Annotated in this window: 23 protein-coding genes; all 23 read left to right on the top strand. The window is 31.4% G+C overall.

What is annotated here, in order from left to right:
• Nucleotides 1-180: 180 nt before the first annotated feature.
• The 23 genes from nifJ (at nt 181) to queA (ending at nt 24,152) form a co-directional block, all read left to right on the top strand.
• Nucleotides 181-3,720, top strand: coding sequence for a pyruvate:ferredoxin (flavodoxin) oxidoreductase (nifJ, locus tag BQ4446_RS05230; protein ID WP_071027266.1), 3,540 nt, complete (start codon nt 181-183; stop codon nt 3,718-3,720).
• Nucleotides 3,721-3,838: 118 nt separating this feature from the next.
• Complete coding sequence (gene plsX / locus BQ4446_RS05235; RefSeq protein ID WP_071027268.1) at nt 3,839-4,825, top strand: phosphate acyltransferase PlsX; 987 nt, start codon at nt 3,839-3,841, stop codon at nt 4,823-4,825.
• Entirely contained in the window at nt 4,825-5,052 is a 228-nt protein-coding gene (locus BQ4446_RS05240) for an acyl carrier protein (protein ID WP_071027270.1), read from the top strand. The genes plsX and BQ4446_RS05240 overlap by 1 nt, the downstream gene beginning before the upstream one ends.
• A 5-nt stretch (nt 5,053-5,057) precedes the next feature.
• Nucleotides 5,058-5,750: a ribonuclease III gene (rnc, locus tag BQ4446_RS05245; protein ID WP_071027272.1), complete on the top strand. Its 693-nt coding sequence runs from the start codon at nt 5,058-5,060 to the stop codon at nt 5,748-5,750.
• Nucleotides 5,743-6,792 carry an elongator complex protein 3 gene (locus BQ4446_RS05250; protein ID WP_071027273.1) on the top strand — a complete coding sequence of 350 codons (1,050 nt, stop codon included), beginning with the start codon at nt 5,743-5,745 and terminating at the stop codon, nt 6,790-6,792. The genes rnc and BQ4446_RS05250 overlap by 8 nt, the downstream gene beginning before the upstream one ends.
• Complete coding sequence (gene smc, locus BQ4446_RS05255) at nt 6,789-10,325, top strand: chromosome segregation protein SMC (RefSeq protein WP_071027275.1); 3,537 nt, start codon at nt 6,789-6,791, stop codon at nt 10,323-10,325. Before BQ4446_RS05250 ends, smc begins: the two co-directional genes overlap by 4 nt.
• Nucleotides 10,326-10,333: 8 nt before the next feature.
• Nucleotides 10,334-11,536 (top strand): signal recognition particle-docking protein FtsY, encoded by a 1,203-nt coding sequence (gene ftsY / locus BQ4446_RS05260; RefSeq protein ID WP_071027277.1) that lies wholly within the window; start codon nt 10,334-10,336, stop codon nt 11,534-11,536.
• 80 nt (nt 11,537-11,616) lie between these two features.
• Nucleotides 11,617-11,970 (top strand): YlxM family DNA-binding protein, encoded by a 354-nt coding sequence (gene ylxM, locus BQ4446_RS05265; protein ID WP_071027279.1) that lies wholly within the window; start codon nt 11,617-11,619, stop codon nt 11,968-11,970.
• Between the two features lie 11 nt (nt 11,971-11,981).
• Nucleotides 11,982-13,319 carry a signal recognition particle protein gene (ffh, locus tag BQ4446_RS05270; RefSeq protein WP_071027281.1) on the top strand — a complete coding sequence of 446 codons (1,338 nt, stop codon included), beginning with the start codon at nt 11,982-11,984 and terminating at the stop codon, nt 13,317-13,319.
• 52 nt (nt 13,320-13,371) lie between these two features.
• Entirely contained in the window at nt 13,372-13,689 is a 318-nt protein-coding gene (gene rpsP, locus BQ4446_RS05275; protein ID WP_071027283.1) for a 30S ribosomal protein S16, read from the top strand.
• 12 nt (nt 13,690-13,701) lie between these two features.
• Entirely contained in the window at nt 13,702-13,941 is a 240-nt protein-coding gene (locus BQ4446_RS05280) for a KH domain-containing protein (protein ID WP_071027284.1), read from the top strand.
• Nucleotides 13,922-14,425 carry a ribosome maturation factor RimM gene (gene rimM / locus BQ4446_RS05285; protein WP_071027286.1) on the top strand — a complete coding sequence of 168 codons (504 nt, stop codon included), beginning with the start codon at nt 13,922-13,924 and terminating at the stop codon, nt 14,423-14,425. The genes BQ4446_RS05280 and rimM overlap by 20 nt, the downstream gene beginning before the upstream one ends.
• Nucleotides 14,422-15,162: a tRNA (guanosine(37)-N1)-methyltransferase TrmD gene (trmD, locus tag BQ4446_RS05290; RefSeq protein WP_071027288.1), complete on the top strand. Its 741-nt coding sequence runs from the start codon at nt 14,422-14,424 to the stop codon at nt 15,160-15,162. The genes rimM and trmD overlap by 4 nt, the downstream gene beginning before the upstream one ends.
• A complete protein-coding gene (gene rplS / locus BQ4446_RS05295; protein ID WP_071027290.1) occupies nt 15,149-15,496 on the top strand; it encodes a 50S ribosomal protein L19 in 348 nt (115 codons plus the stop codon). The genes trmD and rplS overlap by 14 nt, the downstream gene beginning before the upstream one ends.
• Nucleotides 15,497-15,550: 54 nt before the next feature.
• Complete coding sequence (locus tag BQ4446_RS05300; RefSeq protein WP_071027292.1) at nt 15,551-17,185, top strand: glycosyl hydrolase family 18 protein; 1,635 nt, start codon at nt 15,551-15,553, stop codon at nt 17,183-17,185.
• Between the two features lie 120 nt (nt 17,186-17,305).
• On the top strand, nt 17,306-17,956 hold the full coding sequence (locus BQ4446_RS05305) for a zinc dependent phospholipase C family protein (protein WP_071027294.1): 651 nt from the start codon (nt 17,306-17,308) through the stop codon (nt 17,954-17,956).
• 93 nt (nt 17,957-18,049) lie between these two features.
• Complete coding sequence (gene asnA / locus BQ4446_RS05310; protein ID WP_071027295.1) at nt 18,050-19,045, top strand: aspartate--ammonia ligase; 996 nt, start codon at nt 18,050-18,052, stop codon at nt 19,043-19,045.
• Between the two features lie 94 nt (nt 19,046-19,139).
• Nucleotides 19,140-19,895, top strand: coding sequence for a hypothetical protein (locus tag BQ4446_RS05315; RefSeq protein ID WP_071027297.1), 756 nt, complete (start codon nt 19,140-19,142; stop codon nt 19,893-19,895).
• A 38-nt stretch (nt 19,896-19,933) separates the two neighbouring features.
• The gene (gene ruvC / locus BQ4446_RS05320) at nt 19,934-20,428 is read left to right on the top strand and encodes a crossover junction endodeoxyribonuclease RuvC (protein WP_071027299.1); all 495 of its coding nucleotides are present in this window, start codon (nt 19,934-19,936) and stop codon (nt 20,426-20,428) included.
• Nucleotides 20,428-21,012 (top strand): Holliday junction branch migration protein RuvA, encoded by a 585-nt coding sequence (gene ruvA, locus BQ4446_RS05325; protein ID WP_071027301.1) that lies wholly within the window; start codon nt 20,428-20,430, stop codon nt 21,010-21,012. The genes ruvC and ruvA overlap by 1 nt, the downstream gene beginning before the upstream one ends.
• On the top strand, nt 21,009-22,013 hold the full coding sequence (gene ruvB / locus BQ4446_RS05330; RefSeq protein ID WP_071027303.1) for a Holliday junction branch migration DNA helicase RuvB: 1,005 nt from the start codon (nt 21,009-21,011) through the stop codon (nt 22,011-22,013). The genes ruvA and ruvB overlap by 4 nt, the downstream gene beginning before the upstream one ends.
• Entirely contained in the window at nt 22,013-23,146 is a 1,134-nt protein-coding gene (locus BQ4446_RS05335; RefSeq protein WP_071027304.1) for a SpoIID/LytB domain-containing protein, read from the top strand. Before ruvB ends, BQ4446_RS05335 begins: the two co-directional genes overlap by 1 nt.
• Entirely contained in the window at nt 23,133-24,152 is a 1,020-nt protein-coding gene (queA, locus tag BQ4446_RS05340) for a tRNA preQ1(34) S-adenosylmethionine ribosyltransferase-isomerase QueA (protein WP_071027306.1), read from the top strand. The genes BQ4446_RS05335 and queA overlap by 14 nt, the downstream gene beginning before the upstream one ends.

The raw sequence follows: 24,152 nt of genomic DNA on the forward strand, positions 1-24,152 counted from the left end.
TCTATTATAAAACAGCTTTTTTTAATTTTATAATGTGAAATACCTGCCAAAAAATTCTATTTTGTGAGAAATTTATTTTTAAAAAATTGCTATGATTTATTGCAAATTTATAGTTGAAGATTTATAATTTAGCTAGTACAGAAAATATATATTAAGAAAATTAATAAATGGGAGGCTATTATGGGAAAGATTTATAAAACAATGGATGGCAATGAAGCTACTGCCCATATCGCATATGCGTTTTCAGAAGTTTCATGTATTTATCCTATTACACCCTCTTCACCAATGGCAGAACACATTGATGCTTGGGCATCACATGGTAGAAAAAACATTTTTGGTCAAGAGGTTTTGGTAAAAGAATTGCAGGCAGAAGGGGGAGCTGCTGGAGCAATGCACGGGGCGCTGCAAGCTGGTTCTTTAACATCAACATATACGGCATCACAAGGATTACTTCTAATGATTCCTAATATGTACAAGATGGCTGGGGAATTATTGCCTGGCGTATTTCATGTTGCAGCTAGAGCTTTAGCATCTCATGCTTTAAGTATTTTTGGAGATCACCAAGATGTTATGGAAGCAAGAGCAACGGGCTGTGCACTATTAGCATCAGGTTCTGTTCAAGAATCTATGGACCTAGCAGGCATAGCTCACTTAAGTGCAATTAAAGGAAGAGTTCCTTTTATACATTTCTTTGATGGATTTAGGACTTCTCATGAAGTTCAAAAAATCGAAGTTTTAGATTATGAGGATTTAAGCAAGTTAATTGACAAAAAAGCCTTGAGAGAATTTAAAGAAAGAGCTTTAAATCCAAATGGAGCTCAAACTAGAGGAACTGCTCAAAATCCAGATATCTATTTCCAATCAGTTGAAGCAGCCAACAAATATTATGATAATATTCCTTCAATTGTTGAAGAATATATGAAAAAAATTTCAGAATTAACAGGTCGTAAATATGGCTTATTTAATTATTATGGTGCAGAAGATGCTACAGATGTAATTATTGCTATGGGATCTGTTACGGAAACAATTGAAGAAGTTGTTGATTACTTAAACAACAAGGGTCAAAAGACGGGTGTTTTAAAAGTTCACCTATACAGACCATTTTCTATTAAACATTTCTTAGGAGCTCTTCCTAAAACTGTTGAAAGAATTGCAGTTTTAGATAGGACAAAGGAAAAGGGTGCTGCAGGCGAACCTCTTTATCTTGATGTAAGAAATGCCTTTTATGATGTAGAAAAGAAACCTTTAATTGTTGGCGGAATTTACGGTCTTGGTTCAAAAGACACAAATCCATCTCAAATCTTAGCTGTATTTAAGAATTTAAGATCTGATGAAGTAAAAAATAATTTCACAATAGGTATTATTGACGATGTTACTCACAGATCACTTGATGCCTCTGAAATTATTCACACAGAACCAGAAGGAACGATTAGATGTAAATTCTGGGGATTTGGTTCTGATGGAACTGTTGGTGCAAATAAATCAGCCATTAAAATTATTGGTGACAACACAGATATGTATGCCCAAGGATATTTTGACTATGATTCTAAAAAATCTGGCGGCGTTACAATGTCACACTTAAGATTTGGAAATCATAAAATTACCTCCACTTACCTATTACAAGAAAGCGACTTTATATCCTGCTCTAAACAGTCTTATTTATATCAATATGATTTATTAAGAGGCCTAAAAAAAGGTGGGGTATTTTTACTAAATACAACATGGGATGATGAACAGTTAGAAGAACATCTTCCAGATTCTTTAAAGAGAGCGATAGCTGAAAAAGAAGCTGAATTTTACACAATAAATGCAACAAGAATTGCTGCTGCCATTGGTCTTGGAGGCAGAACAAATATGGTTATGCAAGCTGCCTTCTTTAAACTTTCAAAAGTTCTTCCACTTGAATTAGCAGTTAAACTATTAAAAGAAGCAATAGTTAAGGACTATGGAGTTAAGGGCGATGATATTGTTGAAATGAATTATAAGGCGGTTTATGAAGGCATTAAATCAATTCATAAAGTTGAAGTTAGTCCTCTTTGGAAGAATTTAAAATCTGAAGAAGATCACACAATTAAAGGTGCTCCAGACTTTATTAATAATATTTTAATTCCAATGACAAGACAAGAGGGAAATGACCTTCCCGTATCAGCACTTTTAGTTCATGTTGACGGAACTTTCCCTGACGGAACAAGTAAATATGAAAAGAGAGGAATTGCAGTTAATGTTCCTAAGTGGAATATAAATAACTGTATTGAATGTAACCAATGTTCACTTGTATGTCCTCACGCAGTAATCAGACCATTCTTACTTGATAAGGATGAAGTTTTTAGAAAGCCTGAAACTTTTGAAACTAAAAAAGCAATTGGAAGAGGATTTGAAGATTATCAATATAGAATTCAAATTTCTCCCCTTGATTGTACTGGATGCGGGAACTGCGCACAAGTCTGTCCTGCAAAGGAAAAGGCCTTAGTTATGACTCCTTATGAACAAGAACTTGAAGTTCAAGCGGCTAATTGGGAATATGCCATGACAGTAAAATCTAAACAAGATTCTATTGAGCCAACAAACTTTAAAAATTCTCAGTTTTATAAACCGCATCTTGAATTTTCAGGAGCATGTGCAGGTTGCGGCGAAACACCATATGTAAAACTTGTTACTCAACTTTTTGGCGATAGAATGTCAATTGCAAATGCAACGGGATGCTCATCGATTTGGGGAGCATCAGCACCATCAATGCCATACTGCACAAATGAATTTGGCGAGGGACCATCTTGGGCTAATTCACTATTTGAAGATGCAGCGGAATTTGGATATGGTATGGCAGTTTCTCAAACTCAATCAAGAGAAAGAATTAAAAATTTAATGAAGGAATTTATCGACCTTAATATAGATTCAAAGACAAATGAAATCTTTAATGAATGGATTGAAGGCATGGATGATTTTAAATCATCAAAGGCTGCAACAGCTAAGGTTTTAAATATCCTTGACAAAAAATATAATGATGAAAAAGTAGACGATATAATTTTAGACATAAAATCCTTAGAAAAATTCTTAATTAAGAAAAGTCAATGGATTATTGGCGGCGATGGATGGGCTTATGATATTGGATACGGAGGACTTGATCATGTGCTTGCTTCTGGAGAAGACTTAAATGTTCTTGTAGTTGATACAGAAGTTTATTCAAATACAGGAGGTCAAGCTTCAAAGGCAACTCCAACTGCAGCAATTGCACAATTTGCAGCTTCAGGAAAGATAACTAAGAAAAAAGACTTAGGACTAATGGCTACAACTTATGGCTATGTATATGTGGCACAAATTGCCATTGGTGCAGATAAAAACCAAGCTTTCAAGGCCATTAAAGAAGCTGAAGCCTACAAGGGACCATCTTTAATAATTGCATATGCTCCATGTATTAATCACGGAATTAGAGCAGGCATGGGACAAACAATAGAAGAAGAAAAAAAGGCTGTTGAAACAGGATACTGGCACCTATACAGATTTAATCCTGACCTTAAGGCAGAAGGCAAGAATCCATTTATTCTTGATTCAACAGAACCAAAAAGACCTTATAGAGAATTTCTTGATGGCGAAGTTAGGTATACTTCTCTTAAGAAACTATTCCCTGAAAGGGCAGAAAGATTATATGAAGAAGCAGAACAAAATGCAAAGGATAGATATGAATCCTATGTTAATTTAAAAAATTCGCCTTCTGAAGAATGAAATAATTATTTTAGAAAGTTTAAGTTAAGGCTTAGGCTTTCTTTTTTTAATTTTTTTTCCCTCCGTATTGATTTTTAGAAGTTTATAATATATATTTAAATAGAGTTTGGAGGTTAAAATGAAAATTATTTTTGATGCCAATGGCGGAGATAATCCAAAAGAAGTAATAAAAGGTGCTATTGAAGCATCTAATGAATTTAATATAGATATAATTTTAGTTGGAATAAAAAAGGATATTGAATCTTCTTTAAAAGAATTTGAATTTAATGAAAAGAAAGTTCAAATTATAAATGCAGAAGAAAAAATTGAAAATGAAGATGATCCGGCTTTTGCCCTTAGAAAGAAAAAAGATTCTTCAATAGTTGTTGGCCTTAATTTATTAAAGGAAAAAAAGGCTGATGCTTTTATTTCAGCTGGGTCAACGGGTGCTCTTTTGGCAGGAGGAATTTTTATAGTTGGTAGGATTCCAGGAGTTAAGAGGGCAATACTACCAACCTATATTCCAGGAATGAAGAAATCTACAATGATAATTGATTCTGGTGCAAATATGGATTCTACAGAAGAATTTTTATATCAATTTGCTCAAATGGGCGAAGTTTATTTAAAGGAATATTATAATGTAGAAGATCCAAAAATTGCTTTATTAAATGTTGGTTCTGAAAAGGGCAAGGGGAATGCTCTTGTTAAAAAAACCTATGAAATTTTTGAAGATAGTGATTTTAATTTTATAGGTAATGTTGAAGCAAGAGATTTAGCAAAAACTGAGGCTGACCTTGTTGTATGTGATGGTTTTGTTGGTAATGTCCTTTTAAAAAGCATTGAAGGGATTGCAGAATTTATAGTAAAATCTTTTGCCTATAAGCTTCAAGCTGAAGATTTAGGGCCTGAAATGAGGGAAAAACTTTCTCATCTCATAATGGATATGTCAAAGAAACTAGACTCTAAATCAGTTGGGGGCACAATACTTTTAGGCCTTGAAAGTCCTATTATTAAGGCCCATGGAAATTCTGATCACAGAGCTATAAAAAATGCTAGTTCTTATGCAATAGACATTTTAAATAAGGACATAATAAATAAAATTAAAAATAAATTGGGGGAAAAATAATGAAAGAAAGGTTATTAGAACTTATTGCCAGTCAATTCAATTTATCAGTTAACGATCTTGAAGAAGATATGTCTTTTCAAGACGATTTAAATGCTGATTCCATTGAACTTGTGGAACTTATTATGTCAATTGAAGATGAATTTGAAATAGAAATAGACGATGAAAGACTTGAAAGTTTGAAGACAGTTGGAGATGTTTTGGAATATGTTGAGGAATTGGAACAGTGATATAATTGACGACTGGTGTCGAAAATCTACAAAAAAAAATTAATTATTATTTTAAGGATAAAAATTTATTAAATCAGGCTTTAACTCATTCATCTTATGTTAATGAAAATAACCTTAGGGCCATAGATTCAAATGAGAGGCTAGAATTTTTGGGAGATGCAGTTTTAGGCTTAATTGTTGGTGAGTATTATTACAACAGATACCCAAATGAAAAAGAGGGGGAACTTTCTAAACTGCGTTCCGCATCAGTTAATGAACATGTCTTATCTATAGTGGCTAAGAAAATTTCTTTAGGAGATTTAATTTACTTTGGCAAGGGTGAGATTAAAAATAATGGAAAAGAGAGAGAATCCATTTTAGCTGATGTCTTTGAAGCCCTTATTGGTGCAATGTTTAAGGATTCTAATTTGGAAAAAACAAGAGAAGTTTTATATAAACTTTTTGATGATATCTTTAATGACATATATTCTCTTGATAGGGACTTTAAGACTAAATTACAAGAAGTTGTACAAAAAAATTCATCTTGTATTGTCTATGAGTTAATGGAAGAATTTGGACCAGATAATAACAAAACTTTCTATTCAAGAGTTTTGATTAGTGGTGATGAATATGGCAGAGGAATGGGAAAGACTAAGAAAAAATCAGAACAATTAGCTGCAATGAAGGCACTTATAAAATTAGGTGAAATTAATGTCTAAAATTAATATCATTCCTATTTTTGTGCCTGATTATGGCTGCCCTTTGAGATGTGTTTTTTGTAATCAGAAGAGAATTACGGGAGTTTCAACAGATATTTCAAGTGATATTGTAACTAATACTATTTTGGAATATCTGTCTTATTTTAAAAGAAAAGATAATGTTGAAGTCGCCTTTTATGGGGGTTCATTTACAGCTATTGACTTTGACATTCAAAATGAACTTTTAAAGGCAGCCTATAATTTTAAGGAAAAGGGCCTTGTAAAGAGTATAAGACTTTCTACAAGGCCGGATTGCATTAATAGAAAAATTTTAGATAATTTAATAAATTTTGGAGTGGATACCATTGAGCTTGGAGTTCAAAGTTTAGATGAAGAAGTTTTAAGGCTTACAAATAGAGGCCATAATACAAAATGTGTCTTTGATTCTTCTAAGCTAATAAAAAAATATGGTTTTAAACTTGGCCTTCAGCAAATGGTTGGCCTGCCGGGAGAGAATTTCCAAAAGTCCTATAAAACTGCAAAAACTTTTGTAGAATTAGGGGCGGACTGCGTGAGAATTTATCCAACTCTTGTTATTAAGGATACGGCTCTTGAAAGGTCATATAAAAGGGGTGATTATGTTCCTCTTGACCTTGAAAAATCCGTTAGCATAGTTTCAGATTTAATTCATCTTTACTATGTAAATAATATTGAAGTCATAAGAGTTGGACTTCAGCCCACGAAAAATATAAATTTTGACGGAGATGTCCTTGCGGGGCCTTTTCATCCTGCCTATAGGCAGCTTGTGGAGGCAAATTATGTTTTTAATGCCCTATCAAATTATTTAAAGCATAATAAACCTACTGATGAAGTAAATATTTTTGGCTCGGGTAGAAATATTTCAAATATTGCTGGCCAAAGAGGAATAAATAAAAATAGATTATTAAAAGCCTTTAAGCTAAAAAAGATAAATCTAAGGCAAGGACCTTTTGATAATTATAGAATTAAAATTAATGAAGAAGAAATTGACCTAAGGGATTTTTATATAATGGAGAATTTATGATCTTAAAATCTTTAACTATACAGGGATTTAAATCCTTTGCCAATAAGACAAAAATAGAATTTAATAAGGATGTAACGGCAATTGTTGGTCCAAATGGATCTGGCAAATCAAACATAACTGATGCCATAATGTGGGTTTTAGGGGAAAATTCTGTCAAAAATCTTAGGGGAAGTAGGATGGAAGATGTTATTTTCCAAGGGACGGACACAAAAAAGCCCCTTGGTCTTGCAGAAGTTACAATTGTCTTTGACAATGCCGATGGTTTACTTGACACAAAATATAGTGAAGTATCTGTGACTAGAAGAATGTTTAGATCTCTTGAATCTGAATTTTTAATAAATAATGTAAAGGTAAGATTAAAGGATATAAAAGAGCTTTTTATGGACACTGGAATTGGAAAGGACGGATATTCTCTAGTAGGTCAAGGGAAAATTGATGCAATTTTAAGTGAAAAGTCCCAAGATAGAAGAAGTGTTTTTGAAGAAGCTGCTGGAATTTCTAAATATAAATTTAAAAAAAGGGAAGCTCAAAATAAACTTGAAAGGACAAGGACAAATCTTGTTAGACTTTCAGATATAATTGAAGAAATTGAAAACAGGGAGCTTTCTTTAAAAACTCAGTCCTATCAGGCTAAGAGATACCTTAAATTATTTGAAGAATTAAAGCTAAAAGAAATAAACTATACTTATTTTGCCAATGAAAGATTAAATAAGGATCTAGAAAGATTAAAGGAAATTTCTGTAAGTGAAGAAAAACATCTTCAAGAGATAAGAAATAAAATAGCAGACGCAAATGCCAGCCAAGGAAAACTGGAAGAAAAAAATCTTGAAATAGAAGAAGAAATTTATAAAATTCAAGATCAAATTAATGAAAATAATTCAAATCTTGAAAAGTCTGCATCTAATATAGAAATTTTAAGGGAAAAAATCTCTTGGCTTAAAAATGAAAGCGAATCTTTAATAGAGTCTAAGGAGAATTCCAAGGAAGAAATTGCAAAGGGAGAACTTTCTCTTGAGTCCTTGAGGAAAAATCTTGAGGATTTAAGAGAAAATGAAGTGAACTTAGGTCAAAGAAAATCAAAACTAAAGGAAGAGATTTACCTTTTAAATAAGGAAATTAATGAAGAAGAGGAAAGCCACCAAAAGGATATGGCAAGCTCTCTTGACCTTGAGAATCAGCTAAAAAATATAAAATTTAAAAATGAAACCCTTGAAAATATTATTTTAGAAAAAAATGATAGAAAGACAGTTTTAGAAAAAAATATTGAAAGACTTAGGGAAAATAATTTAGAGCTTGAAAAATCTTATAATGATAATGAAAAGAAACTTTTAAATTTAGAAGAGCAGTTAATAGACCTTGACAGAGAAAGGAAGCTATTAGAAGAAAATTTTCAGAAATTAAATGAGGCAAATACAAAGGATAAGAAAAAATTAGAAGACCTTAGCCTTAAAGAAAGAGAATTAAATGGTCGTATTGGATTTTTAAAAAATCTTACGGATAATTATGAGGGCTATACAAAGTCAGTTAAAAGTTTTATGGCCTTTAGCCAAAAAAATCATCTTTATGTAGACTCCTTGATTGGAACTTGTGGAGAGGAAATTAGGGTAGAAAAAAAGTATGAAAAGGCAATTTCTGTTGCTCTTGGCGGTGGTAGCCAATATATAATAGTTGACTCAATAAAAAATGTTAACCAAATGATTAAAATCCTTGAAAGGGAAAAATTTGGCAGGGTTACCTTTATGCCCCTTGATAGTGTTAAGGAACAAAGGGATAATTTAAATATAAAAAACTATGAAAATTTAGGCGCTATAGATTTTGCAGTAAATTTAATAGATTTTGATCCTAAATATTATAATATTTTTTCAAATTTGTTAGGGAGAATTATTGTTGCCCATACATTTGATAATGCAAGAATCCTTGGCAAAAAATTAAATAATCGCTATAGGATTGTTACTCTTGATGGGGACATATTTAATACAGGAGGCTCAGTTACTGGAGGCTATATTAATAAGTCAAATTTAGATTTAATTTCAAGAAAAAATGATTTAGAAAAATTAAGATCCAAGGACCTTGACCTTAAAGGGCAAATTAAAGCTCTAGAAGAAAAAACTTTGAAGGACAAATTTAATCTTGATAATCTTATAAGTGAAAGGGAAAGTCTTGACAAAAAGATAAAAGCCCTTGAAGATGTAAGGACTACTTGCAATAACATTAAGGATAAAATTAATTCATCAAAAGCTCTTAATAGCGACTATGAAAAAAGATATGGAGATGAATTAAACACACTTGAGGAAAGCCTAATGACAGACCAAAAAGCAGTTTCAGACAACAAAATTTTGCTTGAAGAAACCCTTGAAAAGACCAATAAAGCAAAAAATACGGGAGAAGATTTTTCTGATAAGCTAAAGGAAAAGAAGGAAAAATTTGAAGCTTTAAGAGAAAATCTTCAGGACCTAAAGCTCAAGGAAAAGGAAGGTCAAGAGAAAAAAAATTACCTGGAAAGAGAAATGGAAAGAATTTCAAAGGAAATTTTAAGGGCTAAAGATTCTTTATCTTCTTCAAGTTTAAGAGAGGAAGAAATTTCGGGAGAAATTGCAAATAAAGAAGAAATTGGTCAGGGAGAAAGAACAAATCTTTCGTTATTTAAGGATAAAAAAGAGGCACTTGAAGAAAATTTAAGGGTCAAAAAAGAAGAAAGGCAAAAATTTTCAGAAGACTTAAAAAATTTAAGAACTCAAAATGATGAGAGAAAAGAAAGGCTACTTGAACTTTCACAAGACCTTGAAAAGACAAGGTCACAAATTGAAAGGAAAACTGATCAAATAGATTCTGCCTACCAAAGGCTTAAAGAAGACTATAAAACAGAAAGCATAGATGAATTTATAGACAGGGACTTAAAAAAAGTTACATTAGGAGAAATCAAAAAATTAAAGGCAGATATTGATAGTGTGGGAAACATAAATTTATCTGCAATTGGTGAATATGAGGAAGTTAAGGAAAGACTTGAATTTAATTTAAGACAAAGAGGAGATTTAATAAAATCAAGTGAAGAAATAGAAAGTATTTTAAGATCTCTTGACAGAGAGATGAAGGATTTATTTAAAAAGTCCTTTAGGGAAATTTCTGAAAATTTTTCTAAAATCTTCAAAATACTTTTTAATGGTGGAGAGGCTGAAATTGAACTTGATGGAGATTATTTAGAGGGTGGAATAGAAATCAAGGCTATGCCACCTGGCAAAAAATTAAAATCCCTATCTCTTTTATCTGGGGGAGAAAAAGTTTTGACAGCCATTGCCCTTTTATTTTCTCTTTTAAAGGTTAGGCCTGCACCTTTCTGCATACTAGATGAAATTGACGCAGCTCTTGACGATGCAAATATTAAAAGATATGCAGATTATCTTTTAAGCCTTGAAGGCACACAGTTTATAATAATAACTCACAGAAAACTTACCATGGAAATTGCAAGCACCATGTATGGCGTAACTATGGAAGAAAAGGGAATAAGTAAAATATATTCAGTTGAATTAAAATAGGAGGTATTATGTTTAATTGGTTTAAGAAAAAAAATAAGAATCAGGAAGATATCAAGGAAAATGAAATAGAAAAGGAAATAAAAGAAGAGGAAATATTAAAGTCTGAAGAGGAAAAAATTTTTTCTGAAGATAATGAAGACGGTAAAAAACTAAATGAAGAAATTTTTATAGAAGATGAAAATCCTAGGGAAGTTTCTCAAAGTCAAGATGAAAACTTAGAAGATAGAGAAGAAATAATAATTGAAGAAAAAATTGAGGAAAATAATATTCCAAATGATGAAGCAGAAGTGAAGCCTGAAAAGGTGAACTTTTTTCAAAGACTTATGTCTGGCCTTGATAAAACCAGAAAAGAAGTGGGCATAAAAATAAATACAGTTTTAGGATCCTATGTAAAAATTGAAGATGACCTATTAGAAGACCTTGAAGATATTTTGATTTCAGCAGACATTGGTATGGAAACTACCATGAAATTAATTGATAATTTAAGAAACACAATAATTAGAGAAAAAATTAATGACCCTTCACAAGTAAAGGACCTTTTAAAGGTAGAAGTAAAAAAACTTATGGATGAAAATTTGCAAGGTAAAATTGCTTCATCCTCTCCATCAATAATTCTTGTTGTGGGAGTAAATGGAGTTGGCAAAACGACAACAATTGGAAAGCTTGCAAAAAGATTTAAGGACCAAAATAAAAAAGTTTTAATTGCGGCAGCAGATACTTTTAGAGCAGCGGCAATTGACCAGCTAAGAGAATGGGGAAACCGTGCAGACTGTGATGTAATAAGTCACGATGAAGGTTCAGACCCAGCATCCGTTGCATTTGATGCAATTTCGGCTGCCAAGGCAAGAAAAATTGATATTCTAATTGTGGATACGGCAGGAAGACTTCATAATAAGGCAAATTTAATGAAAGAACTTGAGAAGATTAATAAAATTATAGACAAAAATTATCCCGAAGCACTAAAGGAAACACTTTTAGTTTTAGATGCAACAACAGGTCAAAATGCTATGAATCAGGCTAAAACTTTTAAAGAAGTTGTAAATGTAACAGGCATTGCCTTAACAAAACTTGACGGAACGGCTAAAGGCGGAATTGTAATTGCTCTTCAATCAGAATTAAAAGTTCCAATAAAACTCGTTGGAGTTGGTGAAGGAGTTTATGATTTACAAGATTTTAATTTAGATAATTTTATTGACGGAATTTTTGCATAAATTATTGACAAAAAATAAATATTGTGTTTTAATATTAGAGGTCAAGTAAGTTGCTTGACCTCTTAAAACATGGTGATTATATGGATAATAAGTTTTTTGAAATTAATATTTTGTTAGATTTTTATGGAAATCTTTTAAGCGAAAAGCAAATGAGAGCTATGTCTATGTATTATCTTTATGATTTTTCCATAAATGAAATTGCTGAAGAGCTTGATATTTCTAAGCAGGCTGTTTCAAATAATATTTTAAGAGCTAAGGCAAATCTTTTAAATTATGAAGAAAAACTGGAGCTTGTTAAAAATTCAAGGGACAGAGAAGAAGAAAAAAAGATTAGGGATGAGAGATTAAAAAGTCTTTTAGAAAAATTTAAGAAGACAAGTAAATCTTATGACAAGGGAACTTTAGAAGAAATAGAAACCGTGATTTTTGAATAGGAGGTGTATTATTGGTTTTTGAGTCACTATCAGAAAAATTACAAAATACACTAAATAAACTTACCGGCAAGGGCAAGGTAAATGAAAAAGATCTTGACGCTGCTATGAGAGAAGTAAAACTTGCTCTTTTGGAAGCGGATGTAAATTTCAAAGTTGTTAAGGAATTTATAAAAAATGTAAAAGAAAAGGCCTTGGGTTCTAAAGTTTTAGAATCCTTAACTCCGGGACAACAGGTTATAAAAATTGTTAATGAAGAATTAAAAGACTTAATGGGGACTAAGGAAGTTAAGATTGATTATTCTAAAAAACCTACAGTTATTTTAATGTGCGGTCTTCAAGGAGCAGGTAAGACAACAACTTGTGGAAAACTTTCAAGACTTTTAAAAAAAGAAGGCAAAAGACCTCTTTTAGTAGCCTGTGATATTTATAGGCCAGCTGCCATTAAGCAGTTAAAAGTTGTGGCAGATCAAGTTGATACACCCTTATTTTCTATGGGGGATAAAATAAGCCCTATTGACATTTCAAAGGCTGGCCTTGAACATGCCAAGAAAAATGGAAATGACGTTGTTATTATAGATACGGCTGGTCGTCTTCACATTGATGAAAATTTAATGGAAGAATTGAAAGAAATTGCAGAGAATTTAAATCCATCTGAAATCCTTTTGGTTTTAGATGCAATGACTGGTCAAGATGCAGTTAATGTTGCAGATGCTTTTAACAAGCTTTTATCTTTAACAGGAGTAATTTTAACAAAGCTTGACGGCGATGCAAGAGGTGGTGCCGCACTTTCTCTAAGAGCTGTAACAGATGTGCCTATAAAATTTATTGCCAGCGGAGAAAAAATGGATGATTTAGAAATCTTCCACCCCGATAGAATGGCATCAAGAATTTTAGGTATGGGAGATATGCTAAGCCTTATTGAAAAGGCTGAAGAAATGGTCGACCAAAAAAAGGCCAAGGAACTTGAAGAAAAATTAAGAAGTCAAACTTTTACCTTTGATGACTTTTTAGATCAAATGCAGCAGATTAAAAAAATGGGTCCATTAGAAGATATTTTAGGCATGTTACCTGGAATGAATTCAAAGGCTCTAAAAAATGTTAAACTTCCTGAAGGCGAAATGGCAAGAGTTGAAGCAATTATAAGGTCAATGACCAAGGAAGAGAGAACAAAACCTGACATTATAGATTCTTCAAGAAGAAAGAGAATTGCAGATGGTTCTGGCACAAGTCCAAGTGATGTAAATAAACTTTTAAAACAGTTTAAAGATTTAAGAAAAATGATGAAGCAGCTTGGAAATATGCAAAAAAATATGAAAAGAGGCAAATTTAGGATGCCATTTTCCTTTTAGTTAGTAATTTATTTTTTAAAATAAATTTAATTTGTTTATGGAGGTGAATTAATTGGCAGTTAAAATTAGATTAAGAAGAATGGGTACTAAAAAAAGACCCTTTTATAGAATAGTAGTAGCTGATTCTAGAAGTCCAAGGGATGGTAGAGTAATTGAAGAAATTGGTTATTATGATCCACTAACTCAACCTAAAAAAGTTGTTGTTGACGGAGAAAAAGCAATTAAATGGATTTCGAACGGTGCTAAACCATCTGATACAGTAGACAGACTATTTAGAGAAAATTCTATTTATGAGACAAAATCTTCTTCTGAAGAAACTAAAGCAGAAGCAAAAGAAGAAGAAGCTGAAAAAGCTGGCGAAGAAGCATAATTGGAGGATAAGATGGTTGAATTAATTGAATATATTGCAAAATCTTTAGTCGATAATCCGGAAAAGATACAAATTTCTACTTCCGAAGATGGAGATGTTCACAATATACTTCTACAAGTAGCTTCTTCTGATATGGGAAAAGTTATTGGCAAGCAAGGAAGAATTGCAAAGGCAATAAGATCTATTTTAAGAGCTGTATCTTTAAAAGAAGATATAAAGGTTAATTTAGAAATTGAAGAACTCCAAGACTGAGACAACCTTAATAGGCGAGATAATTAATACTTTTGGTATTAAGGGAGAGGTTAAGATTAGGCCTTATACAGATAATATTAAAAGATTTTCTAAACTGACCTATGTCTTATTAGGAGAAGATAAAGAAAAACTGGCCATTGAAAGTGTTAGATATAATAAAGATTTTGTATATTTGAAATTTAAAGATTTGAATAATATCAACGATGTATTGGCTTTTAAAAATTCTTTATTATATATTTATGATGAAGATAGGGAAAAATTACCTAAGGGTAAATATTATATTTCTGATTTAATTGGCAAAAAATGTTATAAGTCAAATGGAGAATATTTGGGACTTTTAGAAAAAGTTGAAAAATTTCCAGCCTGCGATGTCCTTGTAATTGTAGATGGAGAAATCACTTACAATGTTCCCAATGTTTCTGAATTTGTTAAAGATATTTCTCGAAACATAATAGTTGATCCTATTGAAGGGATGAGATTGTGAAAATTTCAGTTTTAACATTATTTCCTGAATTTATTGAGGCCTTAAAGGAATATTCAATTATTGGAAGGGCTATAAGAGAAAAAATTATAGAACTTGAAATTATTGATATTAGAGATTTTGCTGTAAATAAATATTTGCAGGTTGATGATTATCCCTATGGGGGAGGGCCTGGTATGCTTATGATGGCTTCACCAATTGTAGATGCCATTAATAAGGTCAAGAAGGAGTCTTCAAAAGTATATTTTTTAACAGCTCAAGGTCAAAAACTTAATCAAAAAAAATTAAGAGTTATGAAAAAAGAAAAACATATAATTCTTTTAAATGGCCATTATGAGGGTATAGACCAAAGGGTTATTGATAATTATGTAGATGAGGAAATTTCTATAGGTGATTATGTTTTAACTGGAGGGGAAATTCCTTCCATGGTTTTAATTGATTCTCTAACAAGGCTCCTTGACGGGACTCTGGCAAGCGAAGATTCCTACAAAGATGAATCATTTTATGATGGGCTTTTAGAATATCCCCAATACACTAGACCGAGAGTTTTTGAAGGTCATGAAGTTCCAGAAATTTTACTTTCAGGAGATCATGAAAAAGTTAGAAAATATAGGTTAAAAGAATCTTTAAGAAATACCTACAAAAAAAGACCTGACTTATTAAAAGATAGAGAATTAAATAAGGAAGAAGAAAAATTTTTAGAAGAAATCAGAGAGGAGGAGAAAAATGGATATAATTAAGCAAATAGAAGATGAACAAATTAAAAAAGACCTACCATCATTTAAAGTTGGAGATACAATTCAAGTTCATTATAGAATTATTGAAGGTTCTAGAGAAAGAGTTCAAATTTTTGAAGGAACAGTTATTAAAATTCAAGGAAAATCTTCAAGAAAAACTTTTACTGTTAGAAGAATTTCTTATGGTATTGGTGTTGAAAGAATTTTCCTAATAAATTCACCTAGAATTGCAGATATTACTGTTGTTCGTAGGGGTAAGGTAAGACGTGCAAAACTTTACTACTTAAGAGATAGACAAGGAAAGTCTGCAAAAATTAAGGAAAAAATTAATTACTAAAATGAGTTTTTTGCTCATTTTAGTTTCTTTATTTTTAGCAAAGAAAGGAGATTTATGAAGAAATTTTTTCTAATTATATTTATTTTAATAGGAATTTTTGGTGGTCTATTTTTCTTTGTTGAAAATAGAGAATCTAACAAGGCCTCCACACTATACGAAGGCTTTAATTTTATAAGCGAATCTAGTGTAATTGACAAGGATGATTTTTCAAGAGAGGACGGACAGTTTTTTCTCTCTTTTGACTATATAAAAGAATATATTGATGAGGGTATTTCCTTTGACAAGGCAACTAATGAAATAAGAATAAAAAATGCACTTGGTACAAAAATAATTAAGCTTGATGAAAAGAAAGCTGATTTTAATGGCCATGAAATTTTATTAAGGGATAGTGCAAAAAATGTAAATGGGAAAATTATGATCCCCATTGAAGCTTTTATCTATGACTATCCAGTTAAACTTTCTTATGACAAGGATCAAAGACTTTTGATTTTAGATAGGCTTGATGAGCCATATTCCATAGGCAAGACTATAACAACTGTAAATTTAAGAGAAGGGGCAAATAAATCCACTCCTCTTATTAAAAAAATTGAAGAAGGAACAGAACTTAAGATATATCATTTAGAGCATGATTATTATAGGGTTAGGGAATTAAATGGCTATGCAGGTTTTGTTCATAGCGATTATCTAGCTGATATTAAAGAAGTTTCTCCTAAGGTAAATAATCATAAAAAATCAAAACCTCTTAATATTACTTGGGACTATACTTATGCAGAACATTCTCAAGAAAAAATAAATCAAATTATAAATATTCCTGGTCTTGATGTTATAGTTCCAACATGGTTTTCTATAAGAAATGAACTTGGAGATTTAATTGACAGGGGAAATACCCAATATGTAAATAATTATAAGGCCCTTGGAATTGATGTGTGGGGATATCTTGATAATTCTTTTGATCCAGAAATTACAAGAAAGGCCCTTTCTAATGACATCACAAGGAAAAAAATTATAGATAAAACCATAGAACTTTGCAAAAAATATAATATGAATGGTCTAAATATTGACTTTGAAAATACTTATACGGATGATAGGGATTTAATAACAAAATTTGTTGAAGAACTATCAGAAGTTACTAAAGAAAATAATATTTTACTTTCAGTTGATGTAACACCTCAAATTTCATCTGATGTAAAAAATGAACCCTATGACAGAAAGGCATTGGTAGATTTTGCAGATTATATTTGTGTTATGACCTATGATCAGCACTGGGCAAAATCTGAAGAAGCAGGTTCTGTTGCAGAATTTCCTTGGGTTGAAGGTTCAATCAATGTTTTATTTAGAAACATACCAAGAGAAAAAATGATTTTAGGTGTGCCCTTATATATGAGACTTTGGACAGAAGAAAATGGAAAAGTTTCATCTAAAACAATTTCTATGAATGAATGTGCATCAATAATTTCAAGCAGGGGTTTAAGTCCAAAATGGCAGGAAGATATAGGTCAGTATTATGTAGAATATACTGATGGCAGTGCTACGAATAAAATTTGGATTGAAAACAAGGATTCCATTAAAAGAAAGGTTAGTCTTGTAAATAAATATAAACTTGCAGGGCTAGCATCTTGGAGACTTGGTTTTGAAAGTCCAGATATTTGGCCAGCAATTAACGACGAGATTTTTGATTTAGAATATTAAAAAATAACATACACTTTACAAATACTTTTGAAAATGTCAATCAACAAAGATTGACAATTCTTTTATTTACTTATAAAATTAAATAAGAAATGTATTGAGTACAAATTTTTATATAAGGAAGTGCTTACAATTTTATCAAGTACACACAAAATAGTTGCAAAAATTGTTTGTAACAGAATTAAAGAAGATTACGATATCAATTTAAATATGGAAAAAATTCAGTGGGGAAGCATTTGTCCTGATATATTACCTTATTATAGGTTAATAAGGCATTATCAAGATGAAAGCATAGACTACATTTCAAAGGAAATTGCAAATTTAATTTATTTTTGCAGATACTCTAATTTAAGGGACAATCCAAAAAAAGTCCTTGTAAATTATTTAAGTAAAAAACTTGGAGTTATTTCTCACTATCTTTGCGACTATGTTTGTTATCCACATGCCTATAGAATGACATATTTTAATGATATGAAGGCTCATATAAAATATGAATCTGACTTAAATGAATATGTTTTAAAGGATAAGGCTCTTGAAGAAAATTATAAGGGCGTTATTTCGTGTGAAGATTTGGATCTTTTTAAAGATGTAGATAATAAATTAAAGGATAGAATAAAAGCTTATATAGAAGATGTCGTTAATGAATATAAATCTAATGAGCCAAGTTTTGACAATGATATGGATTTTGCCCTAGATATTTCTAGCAAAATTGCTTCTTTTGTCATAGAATCAGTTATGGAATATAATGAAGATTTTGAAATTCAATTCGTTTAATTTTTAAATTTGCATATATTATATAAAAATATTAAAATATAAAGGCAAAGGAAATTATCCTATGCCTTTTTTAGTTCATTATGGAGGATTAAGATGAGAAATAATTCTAATGCAAAAATATTAGATTTAAGAGAAACACAAATTGCTATAAAATCTTTAAAAGATTATTTTCAAAGAGATTTGGCAAATACATTAAACCTTGCCAGAGTTTCAGCACCACTTTTTGTAAGACCTGAAACAGGACTTAATGATAATCTTAACGGAGAAAAGGCAGTTAACTTTAAAATAAGAAATTATGATATAGATGTTGAAATAGTTCAGTCCCTTGCAAAGTGGAAAAGAAATGCCTTAAAAAAATATCATTTTGGAATATATGAGGGAATTTATGCAGATATGAATGCCATCAGGGCTGAAGAATTTTTAGATAATATCCACTCATCCTATGTTGACCAATGGGATTGGGAAAAAATTATTAGTAAAATTGACAGAAATAGTGAATATCTTCATTTGATTGTAAATGAAATATTTTCAGTTTTTAAGAGAAGTGAAGAATATATTAACCAAACCTATCCCTATATATTGTCAGCAAAACTTCCTGATGAAATCTTTTTTGTAAGTTCTCAAGAACTTGAAGATGCCTACCCAAACTTAAGCGGCAAGGAAAGGGAAAATGCCATAGCCAAGGATAAAAAGGCGGTTTTTATACAAGGGATTGGTGGAAATTTAAAATCAGGAAAGCCACATGACTTAAGAAGCCCAGACTATGATGATTGGTCTTTAAATGGAGATATTATATTTTGGAACCCAACCTTAAATTCTTCTATTGAACTTTCCAGCATGGGAATTAGAGTTGATGAAAATACAATTGTTGACCAATGCAAAAAAACTGGCAATGAAGAAAGATTAACTCTTCCCTATCATAAGGATATAATCGAAAAGAATCTTCCCTATACAATTGGAGGGGGAATAGGCCAGTCCAGAATCTGTATGTTCTTTTTAGAAAAAAGTCATATTGGAGAAGTTCAAGTTGGTGTTTGGGACGATGAAACCCTTAAAACATCATATGATAAGGGAATTGAATTATTGTAACAAAAATTTAATAATTTAAAAATTATCTTCTTTTTAACAATTTTATTTGAATTTATAGTATAATAAATTTTAATAGAATTCGGAGGAATTTTTTATGACTTTGGCAAGAAGAAAAATTAAAGAAGATACTATCTATGCTTTTAAAGATATAAAAAAATACCTTGTAGAAAAGTTCCTATTCAATAATGAAACAGACTGTATAAATATTTTACTTAATATTTATAATATAGAAGAATCAATTGAAAATATTTTTCCCAAATATGTATCCCTTGAAGGTTTAAGACTAGATATTATTAGGCTTTATAAGAATAAAGATGGGATAGAACTTATTGCAAGAAATTTATCAAGGCTTATTCACGATGATATTAATAGATTTGAACTTTATTTATATTTAGAAGGTTATAGAACAGGATTTAATAATATAAAATTAGTTAATAGGCTTGAAATAATTGCTTTAAAGTATTTATCTGTTGATGAACTTTATTCCCGCAAAAAGCTTTATAATTATGAATTTAAAAATAAGGATATTCTCCTTTATAAAAAACAGCTTTTTAAGGACCTGAGATCTAATAGGCTTATAAAGAAAAATCTTGTAGAAATTATTAATTCCTTGGATAAAAATCTTTTAAAGGAAAAGTTATTTAACATTAATTCACATTTGGACTTACAACTTATCTTTAGTGAAGAAGCCGTATCCTCATATAAGGAAATGAATTCTTATCTATCAAGCAGGGAAATTGTCAATTTACATAAAAAGATTATGAAATTTTTGTATGTTGACGGCTATAGAATTTTAAATAACGGATATTGGGACGGAATAAATGACAAAGTAATGAGAAGATATAAATAAGGGTAGTTTCGGCTACCTTTATTTTTTTAAGGAGTAGTATGAGAATTTTAGGAATAGACCCAGGCCTTGCAATTATTGGCTATGGAATAATAGATTTTGTTGGAAATTCTTTTAAGGTTATAGATTATGGACAAATAAATACACCTGCAAAAATGCCAATAGCTGATAGGATCCAAAGCATTTATAGGGACCTTAATAGGATTTTAGAAACTTATAAACCAGAGGATATTGCCTTTGAAGAATTATTTTATAATAAAAATGCCAAAACTGTTATTAATGTTGCCCAAGCTAGGGGGGTTGAAGTTTTAGCTTGCAGAAATTTTACAAATTCAATTTATGAATACACACCTTTGCAAATAAAAAAATCTCTAGTGGGTTATGGCAGGGCAACGAAGGAACAAATTCAATACATGGTGAGGGTTTTATTACATTTAGAAGAAGTTCCAAAACCTGATGATGTTGCAGATGCTTTGGCAGTTGCGCTTACTCATGCTTCTTCCATTAATTTTAAAGAAAGCTTTAGGATGATATAATGTTTGATTTTATTAAAGGAAATGTTTCAGAAATTTTAGAAACAGAAACTGTTATAGAAGTAGGAGGAATTGGTTATTTAATATCAATGCCTCAAAGTGATATAAAAAGTCTTGAAAGAAATATAGACTATAAAATTTATACAAGGCTTATTTTAAGACAAGATGACATAGGTCTATATGGATTTTTAAATAAGGATGAAAGAAAGCTTTTTGACCTTTTAACTAAGGTTACTGGTGTAGGACCTAAAGGAGGTTTAGGAATTATTGGAAGTCTTGGAGCATCACTTTTAAGGCAGTCAATTCTTTTGGAGGATACAGCCACAATTTCCAAGGCACCAGGAGTTGGCAAAAAGACAGCAAATAGAATTTGCCTAGAACTTAAGGATAAGATTTCAAAATTATCTTTTAATGATAATATTGATCTTGAAATTATTAATGTAGATCAAAATAAAAGCCCGGCCCTTGAGGCATTGATTTCCTTAGGTTATAATGAGTATGAAGCTAAAAATGCCCTCAAGGGTATAGATGAAAATGAAGAACTTTCTGTTATAATAAGAGAGGCTTTAAAGGTGTTAGGTAAATGACAGATGAAAGAATTGTAGACGCAAGCTTTTCTGTTGAAGATAAAAGCGAAGTTAATTTAAGACCTAAGTGGCTAACAGAGTACATAGGCCAAGAAAAAGTTATTAATAAACTTAAAATTTTTATAGAGGCAGCAAAAAATAGAAAAGAGCCCCTTGATCACACACTTTTAAACGGACCACCTGGCCTTGGCAAGACAACCCTTGCTGGGATTATAGCAAATGAAATGGGTGTAAACATAAAGGTGACATCAGGACCTGCCATTGAAAGGCAGGGGGACCTTGCTTCAATCCTTACAAATTTAAAGGAAGATGATGTATTATTTATAGATGAAATTCACAGACTTAATAAATCTGTGGAAGAAATTTTATATCCTGCCATGGAAGATTATGCCTTGGATATAATTATTGGCAAAGGGCCATCAGCAAGATCCATAAGACTTGACCTTGCAAAATTTACTTTAATTGGAGCAACAACAAGAAGCGGAATGCTTACATCCCCCTTAAGGGATAGGTTTGGGGTTCTCTTAAATCTTGATATCTATAACATAGAATCCCTTAAAAAAATTATTATGAGGTCAGCAAAAATTTTAAAAATCCCTATTGAAGAAGAAGGTGCAATTCAAATTGCAAAGAGATCACGGGGAACGCCTCGTATAGCAAATAGACTTTTAAAAAGAGTTAGGGACTATGCAGAAGTTAAGGAAGAGGGTAAAATAACCAAAGATGTTTCTATTAGAGGTTTAGATTTATTGGAAATTGACAAGTTTGGACTTGACAATATTGATAGAAAAATAATTTTAACCATGATAGAAAACTTTCAAGGAAGGCCAGTTGGCATTGATGCAATTTCAGCATCAATTGGGGAAGATAGGGTTACAGTTGAAGATGTCTACGAACCCTACCTAATGCAAATAGGATTTTTAGTAAGGACGGCAAGAGGAAGAATTACAACAAAACTTGCCTATGACCACTTTGGACTAGAATATAAGGAGGACAAGTAATGAAAAAAATATTATTTAGTCTAGTGATTTTTTTGATTTTGATGCCCGTATTTGTTTTTGGCGAAAATAGGCTTGATGTAAAAATTGGTAAATCATTTGAAGCGGGAAAAGAAGTAAAACTTTCAACTAAGGGACAGTTTAAGGTAGTTTCAGGAGATTTTGAGGAAATAAATAAAGTAGATAGTCAGAATATAACTGTTATCTATAAGGATGGAAAAATCTATATAAGTTCAAAAAACTTTACCATGGAAAATTTCCCATCTGATGGAAGTCTTTTAATTTCAGCTAATAAGGACATTAAAGTTGATAATTTTAAAATATCTTATGACGGAGGAATTTCTTTTAGAATCAATGACAATAAACTTGACCTTATAAATAATATTGACCTTGAAAATTATTTAAGGGGTATCTTGCCAAAGGAAATGAGTCCATCTTTTCCAGATGAGGCCTTAAAGGCTCAAGCAGTTGCATCTAGGTCTTTCGCCCTTGCAAATATAAATAAATATATAAAAAAGGGCTACAACCTAAATGATACAACAGCTTGCCAAGTTTATAAGGGAAAGACTTCTTATGATAAAAAGACTGATGCTGCTGTGAAGGCAACAGAAGGAGAGTTTTTAACTTATGATGGAAAAATTTGCGATGCAATTTTTGGTGCATCATCAGGGGGATATATAGCAGATTCAAGTGAGGTATGGGGTGGAAATAAAAGCCCATATTTAATAAGCAAGGAAGACCCATATTCAAGTTATGCTTGGGATTTTTTACTAACTTCTAAGGAACTTAATAAATTGAAACTTGGAAATATTTATACTATAGATATAAGTGAAAAAGATTCGTCAGGCCGCTGCAAGAAAATTGTCATTACTGGCCAAAATGGTGTTAAGGAAATGACAGGCAACGAATTTAGAAATGCTATGGGAAATATGAGTGTTAAATCCTCATTATTCGAAATTATAAATTTAGGAGACAGCTTTCAGCTTAAGGGAAGGGGCTTTGGCCATGGTGTTGGCTTAAGCCAATATGGAGCCGTAGAAATGGCTAAGCAAAAATTTGATTATAAGGGAATTTTAGATTTTTACTATCCAGGAACGACTATTGAAAATAAGGATCTAGGAAATGAAGACAAGTGATTTTGACTACGATCTTCCCAAGGAATTAATTGCTCAGCATCCACTTGATAAGAGAGATGGGTCAAGATTAATGCTAGTAAATAAAAGTACTGGGGAAGTAGACCATAAAAAATTTTATAATATTATTGATTATTTAAATCCCGGCGACCTTTTAGTTCTAAATGACACTAGAGTTATGCCTGCAAGAATTTTTGGTCACAGGGAAGGAAAAGAAGAAAGTATTGAGTTTTTACTTTTAAACCATAAGGGAGATATTTGGGAATGTTTGGCGAAACCTGGTAAAAAGGCAAAAATTGGTAGCATAATTGAATTTTCGCCAAAACTTAAAGCAGAAGTTGTAGACATAACAGATGACGGATCAAGATTTTTAAGATTTATCTATGATGGAATTTTTGAAGAAATTTTAGACAAACTTGGAGAAATGCCTTTACCGCCCTATATTGTTGAGAAATTAGAAGACAATGAAAGATATCAAACTGTCTATTCTAGGGAAATAGGTTCAGCCGCTGCACCAACTGCCGGCCTTCATTTTACCAAAGAACTTTTAGAAAAAATAAAAGAAAAGGGAATTGAAATATTATTTATTACCCTTCATGTAGGCCTTGGAACTTTTAGGCCTGTTAAGGTTGAAGATGTAAATGACCATAAGATGCACAGCGAATTTTATATAATTACAAAAGATGTAAGTAAATCTATAAATAAGGCAAAAGATGAAGGTAGAAGAATTGTTGCTGTTGGAACAACAACAATAAGAACTTTGGAAAGTGTGGCAGATGAAAAGGGCCATGTAAAAGAAACCTCTGGCTGGACAGATATATTCATCTATCCAGCCTATAAATTTAAGTGTGTTGACGCTTTAATTACAAACTTTCACCTTCCACAGTCAACTCTAATTATGCTAGTTTCATCTCTTGCATCAAGAGAAATAATTTTAAATGCCTATAAAATTGCCGTGGAGGAAAGATATAGATTTTTCTCTTTTGGTGATGCTATGTTTATCTATTAA

The sequence above is a fragment of the Peptoniphilus raoultii genome (genome assembly GCF_900099555.1).
GTDB classification, from domain to species: Bacteria; Bacillota; Clostridia; order Tissierellales; family Peptoniphilaceae; genus Peptoniphilus_A; species Peptoniphilus_A raoultii.

What these genes read in the sequence shown, in the direction of transcription:
- ftsY (WP_071027277.1), top strand. Translation starts at nt 10,334, where the DNA reads ATGTTTAATTGGTTTAAGAAAAAAAATAAGAATCAGGAAGATATCAAG.
- rplS (WP_071027290.1), top strand. Translation starts at nt 15,149, where the DNA reads ATGGATATAATTAAGCAAATAGAAGATGAACAAATTAAAAAAGACCTA.
- BQ4446_RS05280 (WP_071027284.1), top strand. Translation starts at nt 13,702, where the DNA reads ATGGTTGAATTAATTGAATATATTGCAAAATCTTTAGTCGATAATCCG.
- BQ4446_RS05315 (WP_071027297.1), top strand. Translation starts at nt 19,140, where the DNA reads ATGACTTTGGCAAGAAGAAAAATTAAAGAAGATACTATCTATGCTTTT.
- ylxM (WP_071027279.1), top strand. Translation starts at nt 11,617, where the DNA reads ATGGATAATAAGTTTTTTGAAATTAATATTTTGTTAGATTTTTATGGA.
- nifJ (WP_071027266.1), top strand. Translation starts at nt 181, where the DNA reads ATGGGAAAGATTTATAAAACAATGGATGGCAATGAAGCTACTGCCCAT.
- ruvB (WP_071027303.1), top strand. Translation starts at nt 21,009, where the DNA reads ATGACAGATGAAAGAATTGTAGACGCAAGCTTTTCTGTTGAAGATAAA.
- ruvC (WP_071027299.1), top strand. Translation starts at nt 19,934, where the DNA reads ATGAGAATTTTAGGAATAGACCCAGGCCTTGCAATTATTGGCTATGGA.
- BQ4446_RS05300 (WP_071027292.1), top strand. Translation starts at nt 15,551, where the DNA reads ATGAAGAAATTTTTTCTAATTATATTTATTTTAATAGGAATTTTTGGT.
- ruvA (WP_071027301.1), top strand. Translation starts at nt 20,428, where the DNA reads ATGTTTGATTTTATTAAAGGAAATGTTTCAGAAATTTTAGAAACAGAA.
- smc (WP_071027275.1), top strand. Translation starts at nt 6,789, where the DNA reads ATGATCTTAAAATCTTTAACTATACAGGGATTTAAATCCTTTGCCAAT.
- BQ4446_RS05335 (WP_071027304.1), top strand. Translation starts at nt 22,013, where the DNA reads ATGAAAAAAATATTATTTAGTCTAGTGATTTTTTTGATTTTGATGCCC.
- plsX (WP_071027268.1), top strand. Translation starts at nt 3,839, where the DNA reads ATGAAAATTATTTTTGATGCCAATGGCGGAGATAATCCAAAAGAAGTA.
- BQ4446_RS05250 (WP_071027273.1), top strand. Translation starts at nt 5,743, where the DNA reads ATGTCTAAAATTAATATCATTCCTATTTTTGTGCCTGATTATGGCTGC.
- BQ4446_RS05240 (WP_071027270.1), top strand. Translation starts at nt 4,825, where the DNA reads ATGAAAGAAAGGTTATTAGAACTTATTGCCAGTCAATTCAATTTATCA.
- queA (WP_071027306.1), top strand. Translation starts at nt 23,133, where the DNA reads ATGAAGACAAGTGATTTTGACTACGATCTTCCCAAGGAATTAATTGCT.
- asnA (WP_071027295.1), top strand. Translation starts at nt 18,050, where the DNA reads ATGAGAAATAATTCTAATGCAAAAATATTAGATTTAAGAGAAACACAA.